The organism is Vreelandella sp. 2A-K22 (assembly GCF_054065485.1).
In genome coordinates, this window is record NZ_JBSUGC010000005.1 from 268,375 (window position 1) to 289,836 (window position 21,462).

Genomic DNA, 21,462 nt, shown 5'->3' on the forward strand with positions numbered 1-21,462 from the left:
ATGAAGTCGGCGTCTTCACGGCGGGGCCCCAAGACCCCTGATGGTTTGGATCAGGTATATGGCGTTCATGCATTGCAAAGCTTGTTAGACAGAGGCGAAGCGCCCCGAGAGCTTTGGGTGCAGCAGGGGGCAGGGAGCCGCTTAAAAGAGCTGATTACCCAGGCCCAGGCGCATGGTGCTCGAGTAAAAGAGCAGCCCCGGGATTTGCTTGATCAGCTAACCCAGGGGGCGGCTCATCAGGGAGTGGTGGCGTTTTGTCCGCCGTTAACTCCTGAAGGTGAAGAGTCGCTCTGGCTTAAGCTACGCGCCTGGCCCTCGAATACACCACCGCTGTTGCTGATTTTGGATGGCGTGACGGATGTGCATAACTTTGGTGCCTGCCTGCGTAGCGCGGATGCCGCCGGTGCCCACGGCGTGATTGTGGCGAAAGATAAAGCCGCACCGCTCAATGCAACGGTGCGTAAAGTCGCTTGTGGCGCCGCCGAAGTGGTGCCGGTTTATCAAGTGACTAACTTGGCTCGCACCCTGGCCAAGCTAAAAGATGCCGGTGTCTGGATAACCGGTACGGCTGGTGAAGCTGAGGCCAGCGTTTTTGACATTGATATGACCGGCCCCACCGCGCTGGTGATGGGGGCGGAAGGCAAGGGCATGCGGCGCTTGACTCGCGAAGCCTGCGATAATCTTGCCAAGCTTCCCATGGCGGGGGAGGTCTCTAGCCTTAATGTCTCGGTGGCTACTGGTATTTGCCTGTTCGAGGCTGTCCGTCAGCGCCAGCTTGCAAGTTAACCGCCGTGCTACTAAGATACACGCGCCCGTTTGTCTGCAAGCGGGTGTTAGCTGTCGTTGAAGTATTAGCTTTTGCTGAAATGAAAAGTTCTGTTTGATGCCCCTGTGGCCGCCTAGCGCGGTGGCGGAGCACTTCAGTTAACTCCTTGCTTCCCTGTCGTCGTTTATTGCGTTAAGCAATGGCACACAAAGGAAGCTGTCAAACCGCAAGGAGATCCCATGCGTCATTACGAAATCGTGTTTATGGTCCACCCGGATCAAAGCGAGCAGGTGCCGGCAATGGTCGAGCGCTACACCAGCATCGTTACCGAAAACAGCGGCACTGTGCATCGTCTAGAAGATTGGGGCCGTCGTCACTTGGCTTACCCGATCAACAAGATCCACAAAGCCCACTACGTGCTGATGAACGTTGAATGTAGCGGCGAGACTCTCGACGAGATCGAGAACATCTTCCGTTACAACGACGCCATTATCCGCAGCCTGGTTGTTCGCTGCAAAGAAGCTGTTACTGAAGCTTCCCCGATGATGAAACCGGCAGAAGAAAAACGTCCGCGTCGCGAAGAAAAACCGCGCGCTGAAGAAGAAGAAACTGCCTGATTTTATTCACTGCACGTTTTAAGGAGCTAGTCCATGGCACGTTTTTTCCGTCGCCGTAAGTTTTGCCGCTTCACCGCTGAAGGCATCAAGCAGATCGATTACAAAGATCTGGACACGCTGAAGGCTTACATCACCGAAACCGGCAAGATCGTTCCAAGCCGTATTACCGGCACCAAAGCACGCTATCAGCGTCAGTTGGCGACCGCTATCAAGCGTTCGCGTTATCTGGCACTGCTGCCCTACTCCGATAGCCACCAGTAAGCGTTTAACGTGATGCTGGCACTAGCCCGATGGCTAATGCGGGGCACGCCTTACGCTGCAGGCGGGGCGGCCTTGGCAACGCTAGTGCCTTGGCTGTTCTGGTTAGGAGCAGCCATCGCTGCGTTGATGACGCTGCGCAGAGGTTTTGCCCCTGCGCTACCGGTCATCATCGCCGCAGCACTACCAGCCGGTTGGTGGTGGGCTCAGGGTGATGTGATTCCGCTTGCTAGCATACTGCTGGTTACGCTGATGGCCGTTATCCTGCGCGAGAGGATGCGTTGGGGAGAAACCTTGATTGTGGGGACGTTGGTCGCCTCTGTCATGGTTCAACTCGGCATCTTCAGTCCGCCAGGTGGCACTGAGCTAATGCTTGAGCAGTTGCGAGAAGGTTCAGAAGAAGTGGATCGCATGCTCACGGAATTTGCCAATCAAGGCTACGATACTCAAACCATTGCCGCACTGGTGGTGGGTGGAGTAACCGGGCTTGTGGTGCTGTTGGCAGCCATAGTGTGCTTGGCACTTGCGCGGAGTTGGCAAGCTGGGTTGTACAACCCAGGTGGCTTTCGCGAAGAGTTTCACGCACTGCGCTTGACCCCTAAAGAACTGGCCGTGCTGGTCGTCATTGGGGTGATAGGTATGCTGCTAGGCGCTCATGCGCTGGCGATGCTTGGTTGGATTCCGCTGTTGGTAGCTGGCGTTGCGTTAGTGCACGGGTTTATTGGAATAAAGGGGATGAACGGGCTGTGGCTGGTAGCATTTTATGTGCTACTGATCACGACCTGGCCCACGATTCTCATTGTGCTGCTGTTGGGGCTGATTGATACATTCGCGAACGTTCGCGCACGCCTTGCCCGCAGCAACTGACAAGAGGTTTACGAGATGGAAGTCATTCTGCTCGACAACATTGGTAAGCTGGGCGGCCTGGGTGACAAGGTCACCGTGAAGCCTGGTTATGGTCGTAACTACTTGGTGCCTTACGGCTTAGCCGTACCGGCCACCAAAGACAACATCGAAGCGTTTGAAGCACAGCGTGCTGAGCTCGAAGCGCAAGCCGCTGAGCGTAAGGCAGAAGCCGAAGCGCGCGCTGAGCAGCTAAACGACATCGAACTGTCTTTGGTTTCCAAAGCAGGCGATGAAGGCAAGCTGTTTGGTTCTATTGGTCCGCGTGACCTGGCCGACGCGATTTCCTCTGCTGGCATCGATATTGCCAAAAGCGAAGTCCGCATGCCAAATGGCCCAATTCGTCAAACTGGCGAATACGACATCACTCTTCACTTGCACGCTGAAGTGGATGCCGTTGTACGCGTAGTGGTAGTTGCAGAGTAATTGAGCGAGTAGTTAAGTTAGTAACGACGTAAAGTCGTTACTAACGGCAGCTAATACAGCTGCCTCAAAAGGCGCGGGGTTTCTCCCGCGCCTTTTGTTTTTCCGGGTATCCGCTAGTTCTGGATATTCGCTATTTTTTGGGCGTTGCCAAAACTATCCAGCCCATCCCCCGCTGGGTATTTTAAGACAACGCCTTGATCATGTTGGTAGTCGCACCGCATGCGGCTAAGATAAGCATCTTCACCGGCTACGCAGTAGTGTTTAAAGGAGCTCGCTATGCAGGACCAGCCTTCTGCTGATACAGAAACGGCAGCGCTAAAACTGCCGCCGCATTCATTAGAGGCGGAGCAGTCGGTACTAGGCGGGCTCATGCTAGACAACCAGGCCTGGGATAACGTTTCAGAGCGGTTGGTCGCTGATGACTTCTACCGCTATGAGCACCGTTTGGTGTTCAACGTGATGATTCATCTGGCTGAAGCCGGTCAGCCGCTGGATGTGGTGACGCTTTCTGAAGCGCTGGAAGCGCGTGATCACTTGGATACCGTAGGCGGCCTGGCGTTTTTGGCAGAGCTTGCTCGTAACACGCCCTCTGCCAGTAATATTCGCGCCTATGCTGATATCGTGCGTGAGCGGGCAACGCTGCGCAAGCTGATCCGTGCGGCTAATCAAATTGCCGATAGTGCCTTTACTCCCCAGGGGCGCCCGGCTGATGAATTGCTTAACGAAGCCGAGCGGTTAGTGTTCCAGATTGCCGAGGAGCGCCCCAAAACGGGCGGCCCCATTGGCATGAGCGATCTATTGACCAAGGCGGTGGATCGTATTGATGAGCTGTTTAATCTGAAAGGTGAAATGACCGGGCTTTCCACTGGTTTTCGTGATCTGGATGAAATGACCACCGGGTTGCAGCCATCCGATATGGTGGTCATCGCCGGTCGACCCTCGATGGGTAAAACGACCTTCGCTATGAACCTGGTTGAACATGCGGTGATTTCCAGCGACAAGCCAGTCATGGTGTTCTCCATGGAGATGCCCGCAGAGTCGCTCATGCTGAGGATGCTGTCTTCCCTGGGCCGAATCGATCAAACCCGTGTGCGTACCGGGCAACTGGAGGACGAGGATTGGCCGCGTTTAACCTCAGCGGTTAATCTGCTCAAAGACAAACAGCTGTTTATCGACGACACCGCGGCCTTGTCGCCTAACGAAATGCGCTCAAGGTTGCGCCGTGTGGTGCGTGAACATGGCAATATCGCACTGGTCATGATCGATTATCTTCAGTTGATGCAGATCCCTGGCTTTAGCGAAAACCGCACCGGTGAGATTTCCGAGATTTCGCGCTCCTTGAAGGGGTTGGCGAAAGAGTTTAACTGCCCTGTGGTGGCTCTTTCTCAGTTGAACCGCTCCTTGGAGCAGCGCCCCAACAAACGCCCGGTTATGTCGGATCTGAGGGAATCTGGTGCGATCGAGCAGGATGCCGACGTCATTGCCTTCGTTTATCGCGATGAGGTCTATAATCCAGATAATCCCGACAATCAGGGGATTGCTGAGTTAATTATCGGTAAGCAGCGTAATGGTCCTATCGGCACGGTGCATATGGCCTTTATCGGCAAATATACCCGCTTTGAGGATTTGGCTCCGGATAGTTACGGCCAAGCGTTCGGCGACTAAGTTAATGATGACTGGTTTGTGATGACAGGCTAGTGATAAGTAGCTTGAGGATGGGGGGCGAGTTCGTATAATGCCTCACCCACGATATGTAAAAACGGGAGCAGCAAATGGCAGGTGGATTTCGGCGCGGTAACCGGCAGCGTCTTCCTAAGTTAGAAGGTCGCGGTGAGCTAGAGGCGATAGAGCGCGAAGGCCCTTTTAAAGAGTGGCTAGGTATGCCGGATCTTTATCGCTACCATTTAGTGGTCGCAGGCGAGAAGTATAGTTACCAGACTGAAGATGGTGAGCTGCCTGTGACGGTGGGAGATAAGGTCGTGTTCCGCTACAAAGAGACTAAAGGCGGCAACTGGATTGACCGCAATTCGCTTGGCAAAGCGATCGACCCCTCTGAATATCAATAATCAATTGATATCTTGACCTTCCGGTCAGGAACTCTCTTGCACTATTGACCTCCTAGCTATTAATGTCTAGTTATTGCTTGTTGTCATTACATTGCAATGACGGGGCAACAGAAGTGTCATGGGGTACAGTCATGCTGTGCCCTGATGACATGCCGTCTGACATAACGTATGAAATAGCCAAATAATAGGAGGGAACCATGGAACTTAAGGATCTTAAGCAGTTTGTCGCCAATCACGACAATTTTGAAATTCGCGTGATTACCCATTCGGGCAGCCGTTTTTATCAGGTTGAGCTGGAAGACGTTGAAGGCGAGCGTCATATGCTGACGCAGCGTACCAAGCCAATGCTGTTTCGCTCGCTAGATGATGCCTATATGGATCTCAAGCGCGCCGGGATTCATCGCGCTTACCTGGTACAGCATGTGCCCCACGATGAAGTGATAGGCCGCGACGCGCACTATAGTGAGCCGCTCACATCGCGTATGCCGCTTGTTTTTTAACGCTGCTCTCACCCATCAACGTTTAGCCTGACGCTTTTCCCACCACTGCCCAAGCCGAATTCGGCGACGGGCAAAAAATCGGTAACCGGCATTCATTATGCCGTGTACTCCCGGTAAGCACGAAAACCTCACCAGCCGCCGATAGCCCAACACTGCATAGAGGGCACGGCTGGCATCCATGCCGATGTACCATCTCCCTTGACTATCACGCAGGTGCAACTGGCCCATCATGGCGTTAAATTCTTGCCCATACGCCTGAGCGTTAAAATCACGGGCCTGAATATCTATCAGCGCGATGTGTTCCCGATGGCGATGCTTTTCCAGCCACGCGACTTCCTGTTGGCAAAAGGGGCAGTGACCATCGTGAAATAGCGTAACTGGCGGTGCAGCATGTAGTGGCGTGTAGCGGCTCATGGTGACTCCTGGTTGGTATTGGCCGAATAACCTGCTGTGTGGCAGGGCTGCCCGTAGCCAGGCGATGTTTCCAATTGATCCAAAAAGTGCTCAGCCTGTTGGCGGATAGCCTCGCGCTTCTCGTCGGCCATGCGGTTGAGGGAGCCGTAAATCAGCTTCATGCGAGGGGTCTTACTCAGACGCTCAGCGTTGGTTTCGAGAAAGTGCCAGTAAAGGCTGTTGAAAGGGCAGGCTTTTGGCCCCGTGACCTGCTTGGGTGAGTAACGGCAGTGCTGACAATGGTCGGACATTTTGTCGATATACTTGCCCGACGCACAGTAGGGCTTTGAGCCCATTAAGCCGCCGTCGGCATGGAGCACCATCCCTAGGGTGTTAGGCAGCTCTACCCACTCACTGGCATCTGCATAAACCGCTAAGTACCAGTCGCATAGCGCCTCAGGTTTAACTCCGCATAGTAAGGCGAAATTGCCTGTCACCATCAGTCGTTGAATATGGTGGGCGTAGCTATTGTCGATGGTCATCTGAATAGCGCGCTGCAAGCAGCGCATATCGGTATCCGCGTCCCAGTAAAACGCTGGCAGGTCGCGCTCAAAACCTAGCTGATTAGACCCTTTGTAGCTGGGCATCTGCGTCCAGTAGAGCCCTCGCACATACTCACGCCAGCCAAGAATTTGGCGGATAAACCCTTCCACGGCGTTGATCGACACGTCACCGCCATAGTAACGCTGCTCGGCGGCTTCGCAGACTTCATGGGGCGACAGCAGGCCGATGTTCATCGCAGCTGAGAGGCGCGAGTGATACAAATAAGGTGCAGAGTCACTGATTGCATCTTGATAGCGGCCAAAATCAGCCAATCCATGGTCTATAAAATGGTGTAAATCCACCAACGCTTGTCGACGAGTGACTGGCAGGTTGAAATTATCCAGAGACCCCATATGGTCGCCAAAATGGCGCTTGGCATCGTTTAGCGCTTCTTGGGTGATCGCATCCTGACGATGTTGAGGTAGCTCAGGGAAATCCAGTTTGGCTTTGATAGGCTGGCGATTGTCGTGGTCAAAATTCCATTTGCCGCCAACGGGCTCGTCGCCCTCCATCAAGTACCCGGTACGTTTGCGCTGTTCTCGGTAAAAGTACTCAAGGCGCAGCTGTTTGCGTCCGCTTGCCCATTGGCTAAAGTCATCGGGTGTGGTGAAAAAGCGCTCATCCTCAAGTAGTCGCCACGGAATCGTTGCGTTTTCGCGCTGCTGCATCGTCTCCCATAGCCGCCATTCGCCAGGTCGGGCAACGCGTATCTCATTGCAGCCGTACTGTTGCGCGATGCGTTCGGCTTCCTCAATAAGGGAGTGGCAATTATCTGCATCATCCAGCGCGCTGTAGTGCACTTGAAAGCCTTTTTCGCACAGTGCCTGGGCAAAGTGACGCATGGCAGCCAAAAAGAAGCCAATTTTATGGATATGATGGGGAACATAGCGCGCTTCCTCGCCAACTTCGCACAGGGCAACCACGGCATTGGCGGGCGCGTCTTGCAGCGTTGTGAGTGAAAACGAGAGCTGGTCGCCGAGCACCAAAAGCAAAGGCTTGGACATGAGTTAGCCTGTAATTATACAAATGATGCCGATAGTATAACTTTATACCGCCACTTTGCCGAAAAGTGATAGGATTTAATCAATTGATAGAGGTACTGAGTACCATCGTTATTTTTCAGGAGCATGAGTAATGACCGAGAATGTCGTCAAGGATCAGCCGGGCGAGGGCCGCTTGGCCCATGCACCCAGCGATCATCCACCGGTAGCGCGAGCCAAGGTGGGTGTTGTGCTGGCAAACCTGGGAACCCCGGATGCCACCGACTACTGGTCAATGCGTCGTTACCTCAATGAGTTTCTTTCTGATAAGCGCGTGGTTGACTATGCCGGTTGGAAATGGCAACCGTTGCTACAACTGATTATTTTGACCAAGCGTCCCTTCTCATCGGGCAAGGCCTACCGGGGGATCTGGAATAACGAGAAAAACGAAAGCCCGCTGCTAACAACGACGCGCGCCCAGACCGAGAAGATGACCGCACGGTTAAAGGCGCTTTATGGTGACGATGTCGAGGTCGATTTCTGCATGCGCTACGGTAATCCCTCGACGGAAAGCGTGCTGACGCGATTAAAAGAGAAGGGCTGCGAGCGAATCGTGTTTTTTCCGCTATACCCTCAGTACGGTTCGCCCACCACGGCGACGGCGAATGATCAGGCGTTTCGCACCCTGATGAAGATGAAGTGGCAGCCTTATATACGTACGGTGCCCGCTTATTTTGAACATCCTGCCTACGTTCAGGCGTTGGCCAACTCGGTACAAGAAGCCTACGACGGTTTCTCGACCCGGCCGACCAAGCTGGTTGCCAGCTACCATGGCGTTCCCGAGCGCTACCTGATGGAGGGTGATCCTTACCACTGTCAGTGCCAGAAAACGACGCGCCTGCTCCGTGAGAAGCTTGGTTTTAGCAAAGAGGAAGTGGATACCGCTTTCCAGTCACAGTTTGGCCCTGAAAAATGGGTCGGCCCACAAACCGTTAAGCATGTGGCAGAACTCGCCGAGCAGGGGCATAAGCACATTGCGATTATGTCGCCTGCCTTCTCTTCCGACTGTGTTGAAACCTTGGAAGAGATCGAAGAGGAGATTCGCGATAGCTTTATGGAAGCGGGTGGCGAAACGTTCAGCTATATACCTTGCCTGAATGATCGCGATGACCATATTGAGGCACTGTTAGCAGTCATCAACAATGAATTAGCAGGATGGCTATCGGCCCCAAACCCTAGCGTTTAGCTAGCTACTCGTCATAACTGAAAGCTAATAGCAGCCGCCCTGCGAAATTAATCGCTGTGCGGCTGTTTGCGTTTAAGCGTTTGACTGGTCAGTCAAAACTGCCTGTTATATGGTGTACAACTTTAGAATCACTATTATTCAACGCTGGCATATTATTGGCAAAGTAAGGTGTCTAACCGCTAGCGGCTGTCTTGGTGGTGAGCCTTTCGTTTTTCAGGAGGTTTCGCTTGATACAATTTGCCGTTTTAATGGGGTTCGTACTGGCGGCGCTATCGCCAATGTTAAACCACTGGTTCGGCCAGCGTGCCAGCCTAGTATTGGCTCTATTTCCTGCCGGATTGGCGGCGTGGTTGGCACTTCAAGCCCCTGAGGTCATTGAGAACGGTAGCCTGCTTTTAGAGTGGCAGTGGGTGCCTTCTCTGGGAATCAGCCTTACCTTCCTGTTGGACGGTCTATCGTTACTCTTTGGGTTATTGATTACCGTTATGGGGGCCTGCGTGCTGGTATATGCCGGCGGCTACCTTAAAGATCACCCTGATCTTGCCCGATTTCACATCGCCTTGGTCGCCTTCATGGTGTCGATGCTGGGGCTGGTACTAGCTGACGGCCTATTAACGCTATTCGTTTTTTGGGAATTGACCAGCATTACCTCCTATTTGCTGATTGGTTTTAACCACGCTGATATCAATGCACGTAAATCAGCGCGGCAGGGCTTATTCGTTACCGTGGCGGGTGGGTTAGCATTAATGGCTGGGCTGGTGCTGCTAGGGATTGCCAGCGGTAGCTGGTCGCTGGCGGAGATTCTTGATCAGGAGGCTGACCTGCGTGAACATGCACTCTACACGCCTATGCTGATCTGTTTGCTACTGGGTGCCTTCACCAAATCGGCTCAGTTTCCGTTTCACTTTTGGTTACCCAACGCCATGGCCGCGCCGACTCCGGTTTCGGCTTACCTGCACTCGGCCACCATGGTGAAAGCGGGTATTTATCTGCTGGCGCGCTTACACCCGGAGCTGGGTGGCACTGCGATGTGGGTTGGCGTTCTTTCCGTGGTCGGCGCAACCACTATGCTGGTGGGTGCGTTTTTAGCGATTCATCACACCAATATCAAAAAGCTGCTCGCTTACTCGACCATTATGGCGCTGGGCACGCTGACGATGCTATTGGGCATCGGCACCGAGTACGCGATGACCGCGTTTGTTACCTTCCTGCTCGCGCACTCGCTGTATAAAGGGGCGCTGTTTATGGTCGCCGGTATTCTCGATCATGAGACCGGCACGAAAGATGTCACCCAGATGGGCGGGTTACGCTCAGTGATGCCGCTGACTGCCACCATTGCGTTGGTGGCTGCGCTTTCGCTTGCCGGTGTGCCGCCGCTACTCGGTTTTATCGGTAAAGAACTGATGCTTGAATCAGTTCTCGGTGCCGATAGCTTCCGAACACTACTGGTGCTGTTCGCCTTTCTGGCATCTATTTTAACTATCGCCGTTGCTTTCATTGTGGCGCTACGTCCTTTTTACGGTAAGCGTCACCAAACCCCGCTTGAACCACATGAAGCTCCGCCTGGTATGCTGCTTGGGCCCGCGTTGCTCGCACTAGGGTCGCTCCTGTTAGGCTTGATGCCCGCTGTGCTGGGTGCTGATGCGTTGTTAACGGCAACCGCCACTGCTATATCCGGGCAAACAGTAGAAGTGGCGCTGTCGCTTTGGTATGGCATTAACGTCGCGTTGATAATGTCGATCGTTAGCCTTGGTTTAGGCTTTTTGCTGTTTAGGCGTTGGGACAGCGTGCGTGGCAAGCTCTCTGTATTGGCACCGGTGATGCGCCATGGCCCCGAGGCTGGGTATGAAAGCATGATGAATGGCATTGTGCACTTCTCAGAGTGGCAAACTCGGCTGCTCCAAAACGGCTATATGCGTAACTACATTTTAGTGATGTTAGCGACGCTTATTGCACTGATCGGTAATTCAATTCTATTACGCCATTCGCCTGTGTTTGCCGTTGACCTGGATGTGCGTTTTCACGAGGTAGTCGTGGCTGGCACTATGGTGATGGGGGCACTGTTTGCGACCATTTCTCGATCGCGGCTGGGGGCAGTGGTTTCCGTGGGCATCATGGGTTTTTCCATTGCATTGATTTTTGTTCTGTTCAGTGCGCCAGATTTAGCGATTACCCAACTGCTGGTAGAGACCTTAACGGTTATTTTGCTGGTACTGGTGCTGTTTCGCCTGCCACGCTTCTCGAATCTTTCCACCAGCTTGGAGCGCATACGCGACGGCGTGGTGGCCGCTATGGTGGGTATCTTGATCTGCCTACTGATTATGACCTCCTGGAGCATTCAACAGTTTGAGCCCATTTCGACCTACATGATTGAGAACAGCGCGCCTTTGGCGTATGGCCGCAACATCGTTAACGTCATTTTGGTCGACTACCGTGCCCTGGATACCTTAGGTGAGATGTTCGTGTTAGCGCTTGCCGCCATCGGCGTGATCGCCATGTTAAAGCTACGCAATAACACCAAAACCACCGACAGCAGTAAAGTAGCTGCCAAGGAGCCTTACGATGGTTAAGTCAGGCACGATTATTCTTAATACCGCCGCACGGTTTTTAATGCCGCTGCAACTGATGTTTTCTATTTTCCTATTGCTGCGAGGGCATGACGAGCCGGGCGGAGGATTTATTGCCGGCTTGGTAGCGGCAGGGGCGTTTACGCTGTATCTGTTTGCCTTTGGTGTAAGTGCCACCAAAGAAGTGCTGCGCATGGTCGACCCCCGAGACCTGATTGGGGTTGGGCTATTGCTGGGAATGATCTCGGTAGTGCCTGCCTGGTTTATGGGGCAGCCATTTCTGACAGCCCAGTGGTGGACTATCCCGGTTATCGACTTTAAAGCTTCCACGCCGCTGATTTTCGATGTAGGCGTCTATTTTGCTGTGCTGGGTTCGGTCACCGGCATGGTGATGACGCTTATGGAGGTCGACAAGGATGAACCTTGAGTTAACAGGAGGCACAGCATGGAACCATTAATGGCAGTGGCGATTGGCCTGCTGTATGCGACGGCTATTTTTATGATGTTGCGTCGTTCTATCGTCAAACTGGTGATTGGTCTGATGCTGCTCTCTAATGCCGCCAATTTACTGATTTTTACCACGGCGGGCATGACCCGTGGAGCACCTCCGCTTATCCCTGAGGGGATGATGCTGCCGCCCAGCGGGGTAGCCGACCCCTTACCCCAAGCGGTTGTGCTGACGGCCATTGTGATTGCCTTTGGGGTGCTTGCCTTTGCCGTGGTATTGATTCGACGCGCCTACGAAGTCGTTAAGGCTGATGATCTCGATAAGATGAAGGATACTGATACGTGAGGCCTGAAGTTGCTCTTCCCGTCCTCTTGCCCCTGCTAACCGGGGCAGTCTCCTTGTTGTTTTGGCGCGCGCCCCCCATGCAGCGCTTTTTGGCGGTGGCAGGTAATGTTGCGCTACTCATGGTTAGCCTGTGGCTGTTTGTATCTACGTTGTCAGATGGCTATGTCACCATGCAAATGGGTAGCTGGCCAGCTCCCTTCGGGATTACCTTAATAGCCGATCTGTTAAGTGCGGTGATGGTGTTAATGACGGCTATTATCGGTTTGGCAATGGGTGTTTACTCGCTGGCCACCACTGGCCGCGGCCACGAAAAATTTGGCTACTATCCGTTAATGCACCTGCTGCTCGCCGGGGTGATGGGGGCCTTCTTAACCGGCGATATCTTTAACCTCTATGTATGGTTTGAGGTAATGCTGGTGGCCTCTTTTGCGCTGCTGATTCTGGGGGGAGAACGCGCGCAGATGGAAGGGGCGATTAAGTACGTCACCTTGAACCTGTTGGCATCGGTCATCTTCCTGACCGCGGTGGGGCTACTCTATGGCATGGTGGGTACACTCAACATGGCCGACATTGCGTTGCGCATGGATGAGGCAGAGCACACCGGTATGGTGGAAGTGCTGGCGGTCATGTTTATGGTGGCCTTCGGCATCAAAGCCGCCGCCTTTCCGCTATTTTTCTGGCTGCCAGCCTCGTATCACACCCCACCGGTCGCTGTTTCGGCGCTGTTTGCCGGGTTGCTCACCAAGGTGGGGGTGTATGCGATGTTCCGTGTCTTTACCCTGATGTTCGATCAAACCATGGGCTATCTCCAGGAGATTATGCTCTGGGGTGCTGCCTTCACTATGGTAACAGGCGTGCTCGGTGCCGCCGCCCAGCATGAGTTTAGGCGAATCTTGTCGTTTCATATCGTCAGCCAGATTGGCTATATGATCTTAGGCTTAGCTCTTTACACACCTTTGGCGATCGCCGGTGGCGTGTTTGCCATCGTGCATAACATGGTGGTGAAGACCAATCTCTTCTTGATCAGTGGTATCACCCACCGTTTGCAGGGAACCTACCAGCTTAAAAAAATGGGCGGGCTGTACCGAGATCGCCCTTGGCTTGCCGTGGCGTTCTTTCTTTCTGCATTCTCGCTGGCGGGGGTGCCGCCGCTGTCAGGCTTTTTTGCCAAATTCGTGATTGTGCGTGCAGGCCTGGAAGTTGAAGCCTATGTGGTGACCGGCATTGCACTGGCGGTGGGATTGATGACGCTTTATTCCATGGTGAAAATTTGGAATGAAGTGTTTTGGAAGTCGTTACCCGAAGATAACGACGTGCCTGCGACTGCCACGCCAACTGGTGACGACGGTCGTCTGTTAAAGCCTAGCCTGTGGATGATGTATTCGCCCGTTATGGTGTTGGCGTTATTTTCTCTGCTCATTGGTGTGCTTGCAGAACCTATTATGTGGGTGATGATGGGTATTGGTGATCAACTGTTTGAACCTTCGGGGTACATCGAAGCCGTATTGGGTGCTTCAGCCAGTGCAGACGATGTTCTGCTGCAGCCAACGGGGGCGGCAGAAGATCAACCTGAGGCGGACGCCGGGGAGACAGCGCGATGACCGGAGCCATTTGGAACCTACTGCTAGGCCTTGCTTGGGTACTGTTAAGCGGTGATTTTAGCGGCTTAAACCTCCTTGTCGGGCTAATATTTGGCTACATTACGCTGATACTCATCGAACCTCAGCTTGATTCCCTAAAAGGCTATCCTGCGCGAGTACCGCGTTTTATCGGCTTTATTGGTTTTTTTCTAAAAGAACTTGTTCAAGCCAACTTGCGTGTCGCTTTTGATATTGTCACCCCCCCTTGGCATATGAAGCCTGGGGTCATTGCGATGCCGCTTTCCGCGCGTACCGAAATGGAAATTACTCTGGTAGCCAATCTGATTTCATTGACACCAGGAACGTTGAGCCTGGATGTATCAGATGACCGTAAAGTCTTGTATATCCACGCGATGTTTTTAGACAATGAAGAGGAGCTACGGCGCAACTTAAAAGAGATGGAGCACCGGGCTTTGGAGCTATTTCGCTAATGGATACCGTCATTTTAATAAGCCAAGTCATCATGAGCCTGGCGCTTATCTTTACTTTTGTGCGTGTAGTGCGCGGGCCGAGTTTGCCTGATCGGGTGGTGGCGTTAGAGCTTTTTTCTACCACCGTGGTGGGATTGGTCGGGGTTTATGCCATCAAGTCTGACGTGGCTAGCTTTCTGGATGCCGCCATTGTGATCGCATTAATGGGGTTCTTAGCGGCAATTGCGTTTGCGCGCTTTTTGGAAAGGGGAGGCCCAAGGGATGATTGATTTCATAAAGGGCGCGTTAATCATTGGTGGTGCACTATTTATACTGCTTGCCTCAGTCGGATTGCTGCGGTTGCCCGATTTGTTAACCCGCATGCATGCCACTACCAAGGCCGCGGCGTTAGGCGTTATCTTAATTATGTTGGCAGCGGCCATGCACTTTGCTGAAGTGGGGATCGTGGCCCGCTCATTTGCCATCATCGTGTTTATCCTGATGACCGCCCCCGTGGCGGCCCACGTGATTGGCCGTGCCGGGTACTTTGTTGGCTCGAAGCTGTGGAGCGGTACCGTAAAGGATGAGTTGCGCCCGAACTATGATCCCTTAACCCATGAGCTTAAAAGCGGCCTGGAAACCCAGGAAAACGCCAAGCGCCAACCCCGCGAGACTGACCCTGACTAGGCTTGACTAGAGCAAACCACAGCGTAGTAGCCATTGAATAACCGCTGCTAAGCCACCTTCGGGTGGTTTTTTTGCGTCTGGAGATGGGGTGTATTAAGACACGAGTAATTAGTTCGCCCTTAACAAATAATGTACAATAAAAAATCATGTACAATAATTGTACTGTATAAGATAATGCGTTCATGTTTCACCCCATGCCCCGCAGAAATGTGATTAAACGTGACCATGCGACGCAAACAACACCTGCCACAGAAAGACTGTGCTCAATGCCAGCGACCGTTTCTCTGGCGGAAAAAATGGGCGCGCTGCTGGGACGAGGTGCGCTACTGCAGTGAGCGGTGCCGTCGTAGTGCCAAGTAGCCAAGCAAGCCACGGTGATAGCACCAAGTTCTGGGCAGGAATGTACCCCTAGGAGGCACAAGCATGTACAGCACGATTGATATTGTCTGGCTGCAAGACGACCTGCGTATTGCTGATAATCCTCTTTTACACTTTGCCTCTCCTCCTAGTTATCTGATGTGTATCTACGTGTTAGATGAGCGATGGTTCTTGCCATTATTTGACGGCGAATCAACGCCGCGTATTGGGCCTGCGCGGTTGCGCTTTTTATGGCAAAGCTTAATGGAGTTGCGTGGTGAGCTCCTAAAGCGTGGCAGCGATCTGCTGGTGCGCATTGGCAAGCCTAGTGATGTGGTGATTGAGTTGGCGTCAAAGCTAAACGCACGAGAGGTGCGTGTTGCTGACCATGCAGGGGTTGAGGAATTCGCGCATATTCAGGCGGTTGAGCAAGGCCTGCCTAGTCAAACGGCCCTCAATTGCATAGAGAGTGGGCGACTCATTGATCTAAAGGCGCTGCCTTTTGAGCGGGAAGCGCTGCCTGGGAGTTTTTCTGCCTTTAGGCGCAGTGTGGAGAGCGAATGTGCTGTGCCTGCCAGCCGCTGCGCTCCAATAACGTTGCCCCCTTGGCCCGAGGCGGCAAGGGGATTTCCGCCGCTAAAAGCCGTCTGTGAGCAGAGCGCTACCTGGCAGCCCGATCCTCGCCAAGGTTACGCTTATAGGGGAGGAGAGTCAGCGGCTCATGGGCGTCTGAAGGATTACTTGTGGCGTCAACAGGGCGGTGAAACCTACAAGAAAACCCGCAACGGGCTATTGGGGGCTAATTTTTCAACCCGCGTTTCACCCTGGCTGGCGCGAGGTTGCCTGTCAGCTCGTCAAGTCGATGAGGCTGTGAAAGCATGGGAAGCGGAAAACGGCAGTAATGAGTCAAGCTACTGGATTAGCTTCGAACTGCTCTGGCGGGAGTATTTTATCCGTGCCGCTCAGTTGGAAGGGGCGAAAATGTTTGGCTCACGCCAGACTGACCAGCCGTGTGCCGCTTTCGATGCCTGGCGTAACGGCACCACGGGGTTGCCGTTTGTGGATGCCGCTATGCTGGAGCTTCGCCACACTGGCTGGCTATCCAATCGTGCCCGGCAAAACGTGGCCAGCTTTTTAGTTAAAGACTTAAAGGTAGATTGGCGTTTGGGGGCGTTATGGTTCGAGCACTGCCTGATTGATTATGACGTGGCCAGCAACTGGGGCAATTGGCGCTATATTGCTGGTGTTGGGCGCGATCCTCGCCAAGATCGTTACTTTAATGTGCTCAAACAGGCGGGCCATTACGATCCCCAGGGGCTCTATGTTGCTCACTGGCTGGAGCAGCTCGAAACACTGCCCAATGGCCTTGAGCGCCATCAGCCGTGGCGTGCAGACCCCTTGAGGTTTGATGCTCCCTGCGTTGTGCCCGAGCAGTGGGAGCGATGGCTAATTCCTCGCTGTGAAGTAGGCACTTTAGCTGAGTCGTCCGCCGTGGAGAGCGTTATAAAGTAATTATCACCTTCGGCCAGACCCTAGTATCTACCTCTTTTCTAGGCCATCATTCCAGATATGCCAAGGACTGCCTAAGGATCGATATAATGTCTGGTAATTTCTCTATTGGGCGGCGCTGCAGCCCTCTTTTGTGTGTTTCCATAGTCGCAGCGCTAAGCGCTCCTTTCGCGTCAAGCGTAGCGGTCGCTAACCCTCAGCTAATGTCAGAAGTCGATACCCAGGCTGCTTCTGAGGTTAGCTATGCTAATTTTCAGCAGTGGCTTCGAGATTTTCGCCAGTACGCTGCAGGCCAAGGGGTCAGCGAAGCCACATTAAGCAACGCCCTGGATGGCGTTCGTTATCGTGAGCGTGTGATTGAACTCGACGGCTACCAGCCCGAATTTGTTCGCCCTATTTGGGAGTATCTGGATACCGCGGTTTCATCCACGCGTATTACTAACGGTCAAGAAAAGCTGGCTGATCACCGTGACACTGCTCAGCAAATGGAGCAGCGCTATGGGGTGCCAGCAGAAATAATCGTCGCCATTTGGGGCATCGAAAGTAACTATGGCAGTAATTTTGGCGATTTTTCGACCTTGGAGTCCCTGGCCACGCTGGCTTACGATGGTCGACGCCGTGACTTTGCTCGAGGTGAGCTGCTCGCGGCGTTACGGATTATTGATCAAGGTGATATCGCTGCTGAAGACATGAAGGGCTCCTGGGCTGGGGCGATGGGACATACTCAGTTTATTCCCAGTAGCTTCGAAGCCTATGCCGTCGATGGCGACGGTGACGGTCGGCGCGATATTTGGGACAGCATCCCTGATGTCATGGCATCAACGGCCAACTATCTTGACCGAGCCGGATGGCAAACCGGTCAACCCTGGGGTATTGAGGTACGCCTGCCCGAAGGGTTTGATTACGCCCAGACCGAACGCCGCAGCAGTGCCGAGTGGCGCAACCAAGGCGTACAGGCGCAGCAGGGCGAATTGCCGAACTTCGATAGCGCCGCTATCGTGGTACCCGCTGGCGCTAATGGCCCTGCATTTTTGGTAGGTGCTAATTTCCGTGCGATTTTACGCTATAACAATGCCACCAGTTATGCACTGGCCGTTGCGACGTTAGGCGATGCGATCGCTGGACGCGAGGGCATTCAGCACAGCTGGCCCCGGGATCAAGCGCCACTTACCCGTGACAATGTTCAAGAACTTCAGCGCGCATTGAACCGGGTAGGATACTCTGTAGGCGGCGCGGACGGCATTATGGGGCCCAACACCCGGCAAGGTTTGCGGAACTTTCAGCGTGATCAAGGGTTGATACCGGATGGGTTTGCGACCCAGGAGCTACTTGAACAGCTACGCCAGCGTTCGCAGTAAGCAGTGTTAAAAGGGTGCTTCTACTTTCCAAGGATGATGTTATGCAGTTGATAGGTAAGATGTTTTTTAACAGAGTGATGTTAGGTGCCGTGTTGTTAGGTGCCGTGTTGTTAGGTTCTGGTCTGTCTGCTTCCATGGCGATGGCAGATGATGACCAGGTATTCGGCTGGGTTGAAAAAGCCACCCTGCAACCCTGGGATATCGAGGTAAAAGCCAAGCTCGATAGCGGAGCATTAACCTCTTCATTAGATGCTCGCGATATAGAGATGTTCGAGCAGGATGACGAGGAGTGGGTGCGCTTTCGTTTGAAGCTTGAAGATCAAGGAAGCGGAGACGTATTCAGCGACCAAATTGAGCGGCCGCTTTATCGAGAATTGGCTGTTCGCGGAGCAGGCGGCCGCGACGAGCGTCCAGTGGTGTTGTTGGAAGTGTGTATGGGCGACACCATTTACGAAGAGCAGTTTAGTCTACGTGACCGTGAAGAAATGAACTATCCGCTGCTGCTCGGTCGTCGTACCATTAGCCACCTTGGCTTGCTGGATGTGCGTGAAACCTTCTTGCAGGAGCCCGAGTGTGGGGAAAACGCCACCGTTGTGCCCCACGACCCAGAAGATGAACAGTCCTAACTTACCTATCGATCAACGCTTAAAACAGCCGTGATAGAAGCGCGGTCACGGCTGTTTCAACGCGTAAAATGCGCGGGCCTAGATGCATACCCTCGCAACCTGCTAGCATTAGTTGCTCTACCTCCCAAGCAATAAAACCGCCCTCAGGGCCTACCAATAGCAGGGTAGGTTCACTTATGCCTCTTGGGCAGGCGTTGGGCATGCCAGGATGGGCTACGAGTCCGCGGCGTTCGCTGAGTAAGCCAGGCAGTTGCTGCTCCAAAAAAGGACGAAAGCCTTTGCTCAGGGTGACCGATGGTAGCTGGGTGTCGCGGGCTTGCTCTAAGCCGAGTAGCAAGTGCTGGTAGATTTTCTCCGGGCGTAACTCAGGGGATTGCCAGTAGCTCTTCTCAACCCGTTTAGTATGTAGCAGGGTGATCTCTTTGACGCCTAGTGCCGTCACATGCTCTAACGTACGCGCCAACATACGGGGACGGGGCAGAGCCAATGCCAAATGTACGGGTAACGGTGGCGGCGGTGGCTCATCAAGGTTTTCTAATTGGAAATACGCGCGCTCAGCGTTGAGCTCTTTTAGCATCGCTTTGCCCATGGCGCCGCCTTGCACACCCACGGTGAGCCGGTCGCCAGGTGCCGATCGATGGACATCACGAAGGTGTTTTAGTCGGCGTGGATCGGTGATGCAGACGTGGCCGTCATTGGTGAGATCGTTGGGATTGAGCAGAATCAAATTCATAATGATGGTCTATTGGTCACAAAGCAGGCACGGTACGCCTTGCTAAACTATTAAGGTGGCTTGCATAGGCGCGTGGTGCAGGCACAATATCAGCAACGGAACCAGTAACGGGAATAAAAAAGTCCCTATCGCGTTTAAGGAGATGCGCCGTGCGCGTAATTCGCAAATATGCAAACCGCAGGTTGTACGATACTCAGCAGAGTCGTTATGTGACGCTGGAAGACCTGCGTCGTTTAATCATCGAAGAAGAGCCGTTCAGGGTGGAAGATGCCAAAAGCGGAGAAGACCTGACGCGGACTATTCTGCTCTCTATCATTATTGAGCAGGAGCAAGCGGATAGCGAAGCGGAAGTGTTTTCAAACGATCTTCTAGCGCAGCTTATCCGGGTTTACGATATGACCTCACCGTTGCCGCTGTCGCGTTACCTCGAACAGGGTACGCAACTGATGTTGGAGCAGCAGAAACGTTTGCAGAGCCAGTGGAAACAGGCAATGCGCAACACGCCGTTAGAATTTATGCGTGAGCTTGCCGAAGAGAACATGCGCTTTTGGCAAAATACCTTGAATCAGCCGGGTCAAGCCGATGAGTCGAGTGATGCTGAGCAGCCTGAGAGCGATAGCAACGATACCAGCAAAGATAACAAACCCTCCTCCTGACCCCACTTGGTGCTGCGCTGTGGCATAATGCCGCCGATATACGCTCTCCCGTTTGAGAAGGATGCACATGAAGGTTTTGATGATAGGCGGCGGTGGTCGCGAGCACGCCCTGGCTTGGAAATTGGCGCAATCTACCCAGGTTGAGCAGGTCTTTGTCGCCCCCGGCAATGCCGGCACCGCGGCGGAAGCGAAGCTGACCAACGTAGCGATTGCCGCAACGGATCTCGACAGCCTGGTCGCTTTTGCCCGTGATGAGCAGATTGGCTTGACCGTGGTGGGGCCGGAGGCTCCCTTGGTTGAAGGTGTTGTTGACCGGTTCCAAGCGGCCGGTCTGACTATCTTTGGCCCTACTCAGGCGGCTGCTCAGTTAGAAGGCTCAAAATCATTTACCAAGGACTTCCTGGCCCGTCATGATATTCCTTCGGCTGACTACCAAACGTTTACTGACGTAGACTCTGCGCTTGCCTATTTAAGCAAAATGGGCGCACCCATTGTGATTAAGGCGGATGGCCTAGCAGCGGGCAAAGGCGTCATCGTGGCGCTGAGTGAAGCCGAAGCTGAGGCTGCTATTCGCGATATGCTGGAGGCCAATGCTTTCGGCGGTGCAGGCGCTCGCGTGGTTATCGAAGAGTTTCTGGAGGGCGAAGAGGCGAGCTTTATTGTCATGGTGGACGGCGAGCATGTGGTACCCATGGCCACCAGCCAAGACCACAAACGCGCTTATGATGGTGATACCGGCCCTAATACCGGCGGTATGGGCGCCTATTCACCAGCGCCTGTGGTCACGCCCGAGGTTGATGCACGTATCATGGAGCAGGTCATTCTGCCCACCGTGAGGGGCATGGCTGCAGAAGGCAATGCTTATACAGGGTTCTTATATGCAGGCCTGATGATCGACGCGGCGGGTAACCCCAAGGTTATTGAGTACAACTGCCGCTTTGGTGATCCTGAAACTCAGCCAATCATGCTGCGCTTAACCTCTGACTTCGCTGAGCTTTGCTTAGCGGGTGCCCAGGGCAAGCTGGATGGGCAACGCTGCGAATGGGATTCCCGTGCAGCGGTGGGCGTGGTGCTGGCGGCCGGAGGCTACCCTGGCAGCTACCGCAAGGGTGACGTGATTCACGGTTTAGCTGCGGCTGAAGAAACGGGCTGCAAAGTGTTTCACGCCGGTACCGCGCAGGATTCCCAGGGCGAGATTATTACGGCAGGTGGCCGTGTGCTGTGTGTAACGGCATTGGGCAATAGCGTCTCCGCGGCGCAGCAGCAAGCGTACCAAGGCGTTAATGCTATTCACTGGGATGGCGTCGAGTGTCGCCGTGATATCGCCTTCAGGGCGATTGCCCGAGAGGAGTAAGCACGCCTTACGCT

At 53.7% G+C, this 21,462-nt stretch carries 25 protein-coding genes; 22 read left to right on the forward strand and 3 right to left on the reverse strand.

Features of this window, described 5'->3' with window-relative positions:
* The 8 genes from rlmB (at position 1) to ACW17M_RS09220 (ending at position 5,536) form a co-directional block, all read left to right on the forward strand.
* Complete coding sequence (gene rlmB, locus ACW17M_RS09185; RefSeq protein WP_009287665.1) at positions 1–786, forward strand: 23S rRNA (guanosine(2251)-2'-O)-methyltransferase RlmB; 786 nt, start codon at positions 1–3, stop codon at positions 784–786.
* Positions 787–1,005: 219 nt separating this feature from the next.
* On the forward strand, positions 1,006–1,383 hold the full coding sequence (gene rpsF / locus ACW17M_RS09190; protein WP_007113338.1) for a 30S ribosomal protein S6: 378 nt from the start codon (positions 1,006–1,008) through the stop codon (positions 1,381–1,383).
* A 33-nt stretch (positions 1,384–1,416) separates the two neighbouring features.
* Positions 1,417–1,644, forward strand: coding sequence for a 30S ribosomal protein S18 (gene rpsR / locus ACW17M_RS09195; protein ID WP_008958980.1), 228 nt, complete (start codon positions 1,417–1,419; stop codon positions 1,642–1,644).
* A 12-nt stretch (positions 1,645–1,656) separates the two neighbouring features.
* The gene (locus tag ACW17M_RS09200; protein WP_027960144.1) at positions 1,657–2,508 is read left to right on the forward strand and encodes a hypothetical protein; all 852 of its coding nucleotides are present in this window, start codon (positions 1,657–1,659) and stop codon (positions 2,506–2,508) included.
* Between the two features lie 15 nt (positions 2,509–2,523).
* Positions 2,524–2,970 (forward strand): 50S ribosomal protein L9, encoded by a 447-nt coding sequence (rplI, locus tag ACW17M_RS09205; RefSeq protein WP_022522724.1) that lies wholly within the window; start codon positions 2,524–2,526, stop codon positions 2,968–2,970.
* Between the two features lie 276 nt (positions 2,971–3,246).
* Positions 3,247–4,635 carry a replicative DNA helicase gene (gene dnaB, locus ACW17M_RS09210; RefSeq protein ID WP_009287667.1) on the forward strand — a complete coding sequence of 463 codons (1,389 nt, stop codon included), beginning with the start codon at positions 3,247–3,249 and terminating at the stop codon, positions 4,633–4,635.
* Between the two features lie 107 nt (positions 4,636–4,742).
* Positions 4,743–5,036, forward strand: a complete 294-nt coding sequence (locus tag ACW17M_RS09215) for a hypothetical protein (protein WP_022522725.1) — start codon at positions 4,743–4,745, stop codon at positions 5,034–5,036.
* 197 nt (positions 5,037–5,233) lie between these two features.
* Positions 5,234–5,536 (forward strand): DUF6482 family protein, encoded by a 303-nt coding sequence (locus ACW17M_RS09220; RefSeq protein ID WP_027960145.1) that lies wholly within the window; start codon positions 5,234–5,236, stop codon positions 5,534–5,536.
* A gap of 15 nt (positions 5,537–5,551) precedes the next feature.
* Here the strand turns inward: ACW17M_RS09220 and ACW17M_RS09225 are convergent, their stop codons facing one another.
* Together ACW17M_RS09225 and ACW17M_RS09230 are read right to left on the reverse strand one after the other, a co-directional pair.
* Complete coding sequence (locus tag ACW17M_RS09225) at positions 5,552–5,950, reverse strand: thiol-disulfide oxidoreductase DCC family protein (RefSeq protein WP_161462963.1); 399 nt, start codon at positions 5,948–5,950, stop codon at positions 5,552–5,554.
* A complete protein-coding gene (locus ACW17M_RS09230; RefSeq protein ID WP_161462962.1) occupies positions 5,947–7,536 on the reverse strand; it encodes a cryptochrome/photolyase family protein in 1,590 nt (529 codons plus the stop codon). Before ACW17M_RS09230 ends, ACW17M_RS09225 begins: the two co-directional genes overlap by 4 nt.
* 130 nt (positions 7,537–7,666) lie before the next feature.
* Here ACW17M_RS09230 and hemH point away from each other — a divergent pair, with 130 nt between their 5' ends.
* From hemH to rloA3, 12 genes are all read left to right on the forward strand, one after another.
* Complete coding sequence (hemH, locus tag ACW17M_RS09235) at positions 7,667–8,758, forward strand: ferrochelatase (RefSeq protein ID WP_161462961.1); 1,092 nt, start codon at positions 7,667–7,669, stop codon at positions 8,756–8,758.
* A gap of 230 nt (positions 8,759–8,988) precedes the next feature.
* Positions 8,989–11,328, forward strand: coding sequence for a putative monovalent cation/H+ antiporter subunit A (locus ACW17M_RS09240; RefSeq protein ID WP_027960148.1), 2,340 nt, complete (start codon positions 8,989–8,991; stop codon positions 11,326–11,328).
* Positions 11,321–11,752 carry a Na+/H+ antiporter subunit B gene (locus tag ACW17M_RS09245; protein WP_022522731.1) on the forward strand — a complete coding sequence of 144 codons (432 nt, stop codon included), beginning with the start codon at positions 11,321–11,323 and terminating at the stop codon, positions 11,750–11,752. Before ACW17M_RS09240 ends, ACW17M_RS09245 begins: the two co-directional genes overlap by 8 nt.
* An 18-nt stretch (positions 11,753–11,770) precedes the next feature.
* On the forward strand, positions 11,771–12,118 hold the full coding sequence (locus tag ACW17M_RS09250; protein WP_022522732.1) for a Na+/H+ antiporter subunit C: 348 nt from the start codon (positions 11,771–11,773) through the stop codon (positions 12,116–12,118).
* Positions 12,115–13,719, forward strand: a complete 1,605-nt coding sequence (locus ACW17M_RS09255) for a Na+/H+ antiporter subunit D (RefSeq protein ID WP_457547294.1) — start codon at positions 12,115–12,117, stop codon at positions 13,717–13,719. Before ACW17M_RS09250 ends, ACW17M_RS09255 begins: the two co-directional genes overlap by 4 nt.
* A complete protein-coding gene (locus ACW17M_RS09260) occupies positions 13,716–14,189 on the forward strand; it encodes a Na+/H+ antiporter subunit E (protein WP_022522734.1) in 474 nt (157 codons plus the stop codon). The genes ACW17M_RS09255 and ACW17M_RS09260 overlap by 4 nt, the downstream gene beginning before the upstream one ends.
* Positions 14,189–14,458, forward strand: a complete 270-nt coding sequence (locus ACW17M_RS09265; RefSeq protein ID WP_022522735.1) for a monovalent cation/H+ antiporter complex subunit F — start codon at positions 14,189–14,191, stop codon at positions 14,456–14,458. The genes ACW17M_RS09260 and ACW17M_RS09265 overlap by 1 nt, the downstream gene beginning before the upstream one ends.
* Complete coding sequence (mnhG, locus tag ACW17M_RS09270; protein ID WP_007113321.1) at positions 14,451–14,855, forward strand: monovalent cation/H(+) antiporter subunit G; 405 nt, start codon at positions 14,451–14,453, stop codon at positions 14,853–14,855. The genes ACW17M_RS09265 and mnhG overlap by 8 nt, the downstream gene beginning before the upstream one ends.
* Positions 14,856–15,080: 225 nt before the next feature.
* Entirely contained in the window at positions 15,081–15,215 is a 135-nt protein-coding gene (locus tag ACW17M_RS09275; RefSeq protein WP_083868814.1) for a DUF2256 domain-containing protein, read from the forward strand.
* A gap of 63 nt (positions 15,216–15,278) precedes the next feature.
* Entirely contained in the window at positions 15,279–16,724 is a 1,446-nt protein-coding gene (locus ACW17M_RS09280; RefSeq protein ID WP_009287672.1) for a DASH family cryptochrome, read from the forward strand.
* Between the two features lie 86 nt (positions 16,725–16,810).
* A complete protein-coding gene (locus tag ACW17M_RS09285; protein WP_009287673.1) occupies positions 16,811–18,079 on the forward strand; it encodes a lytic murein transglycosylase in 1,269 nt (422 codons plus the stop codon).
* 41 nt (positions 18,080–18,120) lie between these two features.
* Positions 18,121–18,705 carry a retropepsin-like aspartic peptidase RloA3 gene (gene rloA3, locus ACW17M_RS09290; protein WP_041158161.1) on the forward strand — a complete coding sequence of 195 codons (585 nt, stop codon included), beginning with the start codon at positions 18,121–18,123 and terminating at the stop codon, positions 18,703–18,705.
* A 19-nt stretch (positions 18,706–18,724) separates the two neighbouring features.
* On the opposite strand, the gene ACW17M_RS09295 is transcribed toward rloA3, so the two are convergent.
* On the reverse strand, positions 18,725–19,438 hold the full coding sequence (locus ACW17M_RS09295; RefSeq protein WP_027960151.1) for a 16S rRNA (uracil(1498)-N(3))-methyltransferase: 714 nt from the start codon (positions 19,436–19,438) through the stop codon (positions 18,725–18,727).
* 149 nt (positions 19,439–19,587) lie between these two features.
* Between ACW17M_RS09295 and phaR the strand changes: the two genes are divergently transcribed.
* Together phaR and purD are read left to right on the forward strand one after the other, a co-directional pair.
* On the forward strand, positions 19,588–20,094 hold the full coding sequence (gene phaR / locus ACW17M_RS09300; RefSeq protein WP_009287676.1) for a polyhydroxyalkanoate synthesis repressor PhaR: 507 nt from the start codon (positions 19,588–19,590) through the stop codon (positions 20,092–20,094).
* 67 nt (positions 20,095–20,161) lie between these two features.
* A complete protein-coding gene (gene purD, locus ACW17M_RS09305) occupies positions 20,162–21,448 on the forward strand; it encodes a phosphoribosylamine--glycine ligase (protein WP_022522741.1) in 1,287 nt (428 codons plus the stop codon).
* Positions 21,449–21,462 lie beyond the last annotated feature (14 nt).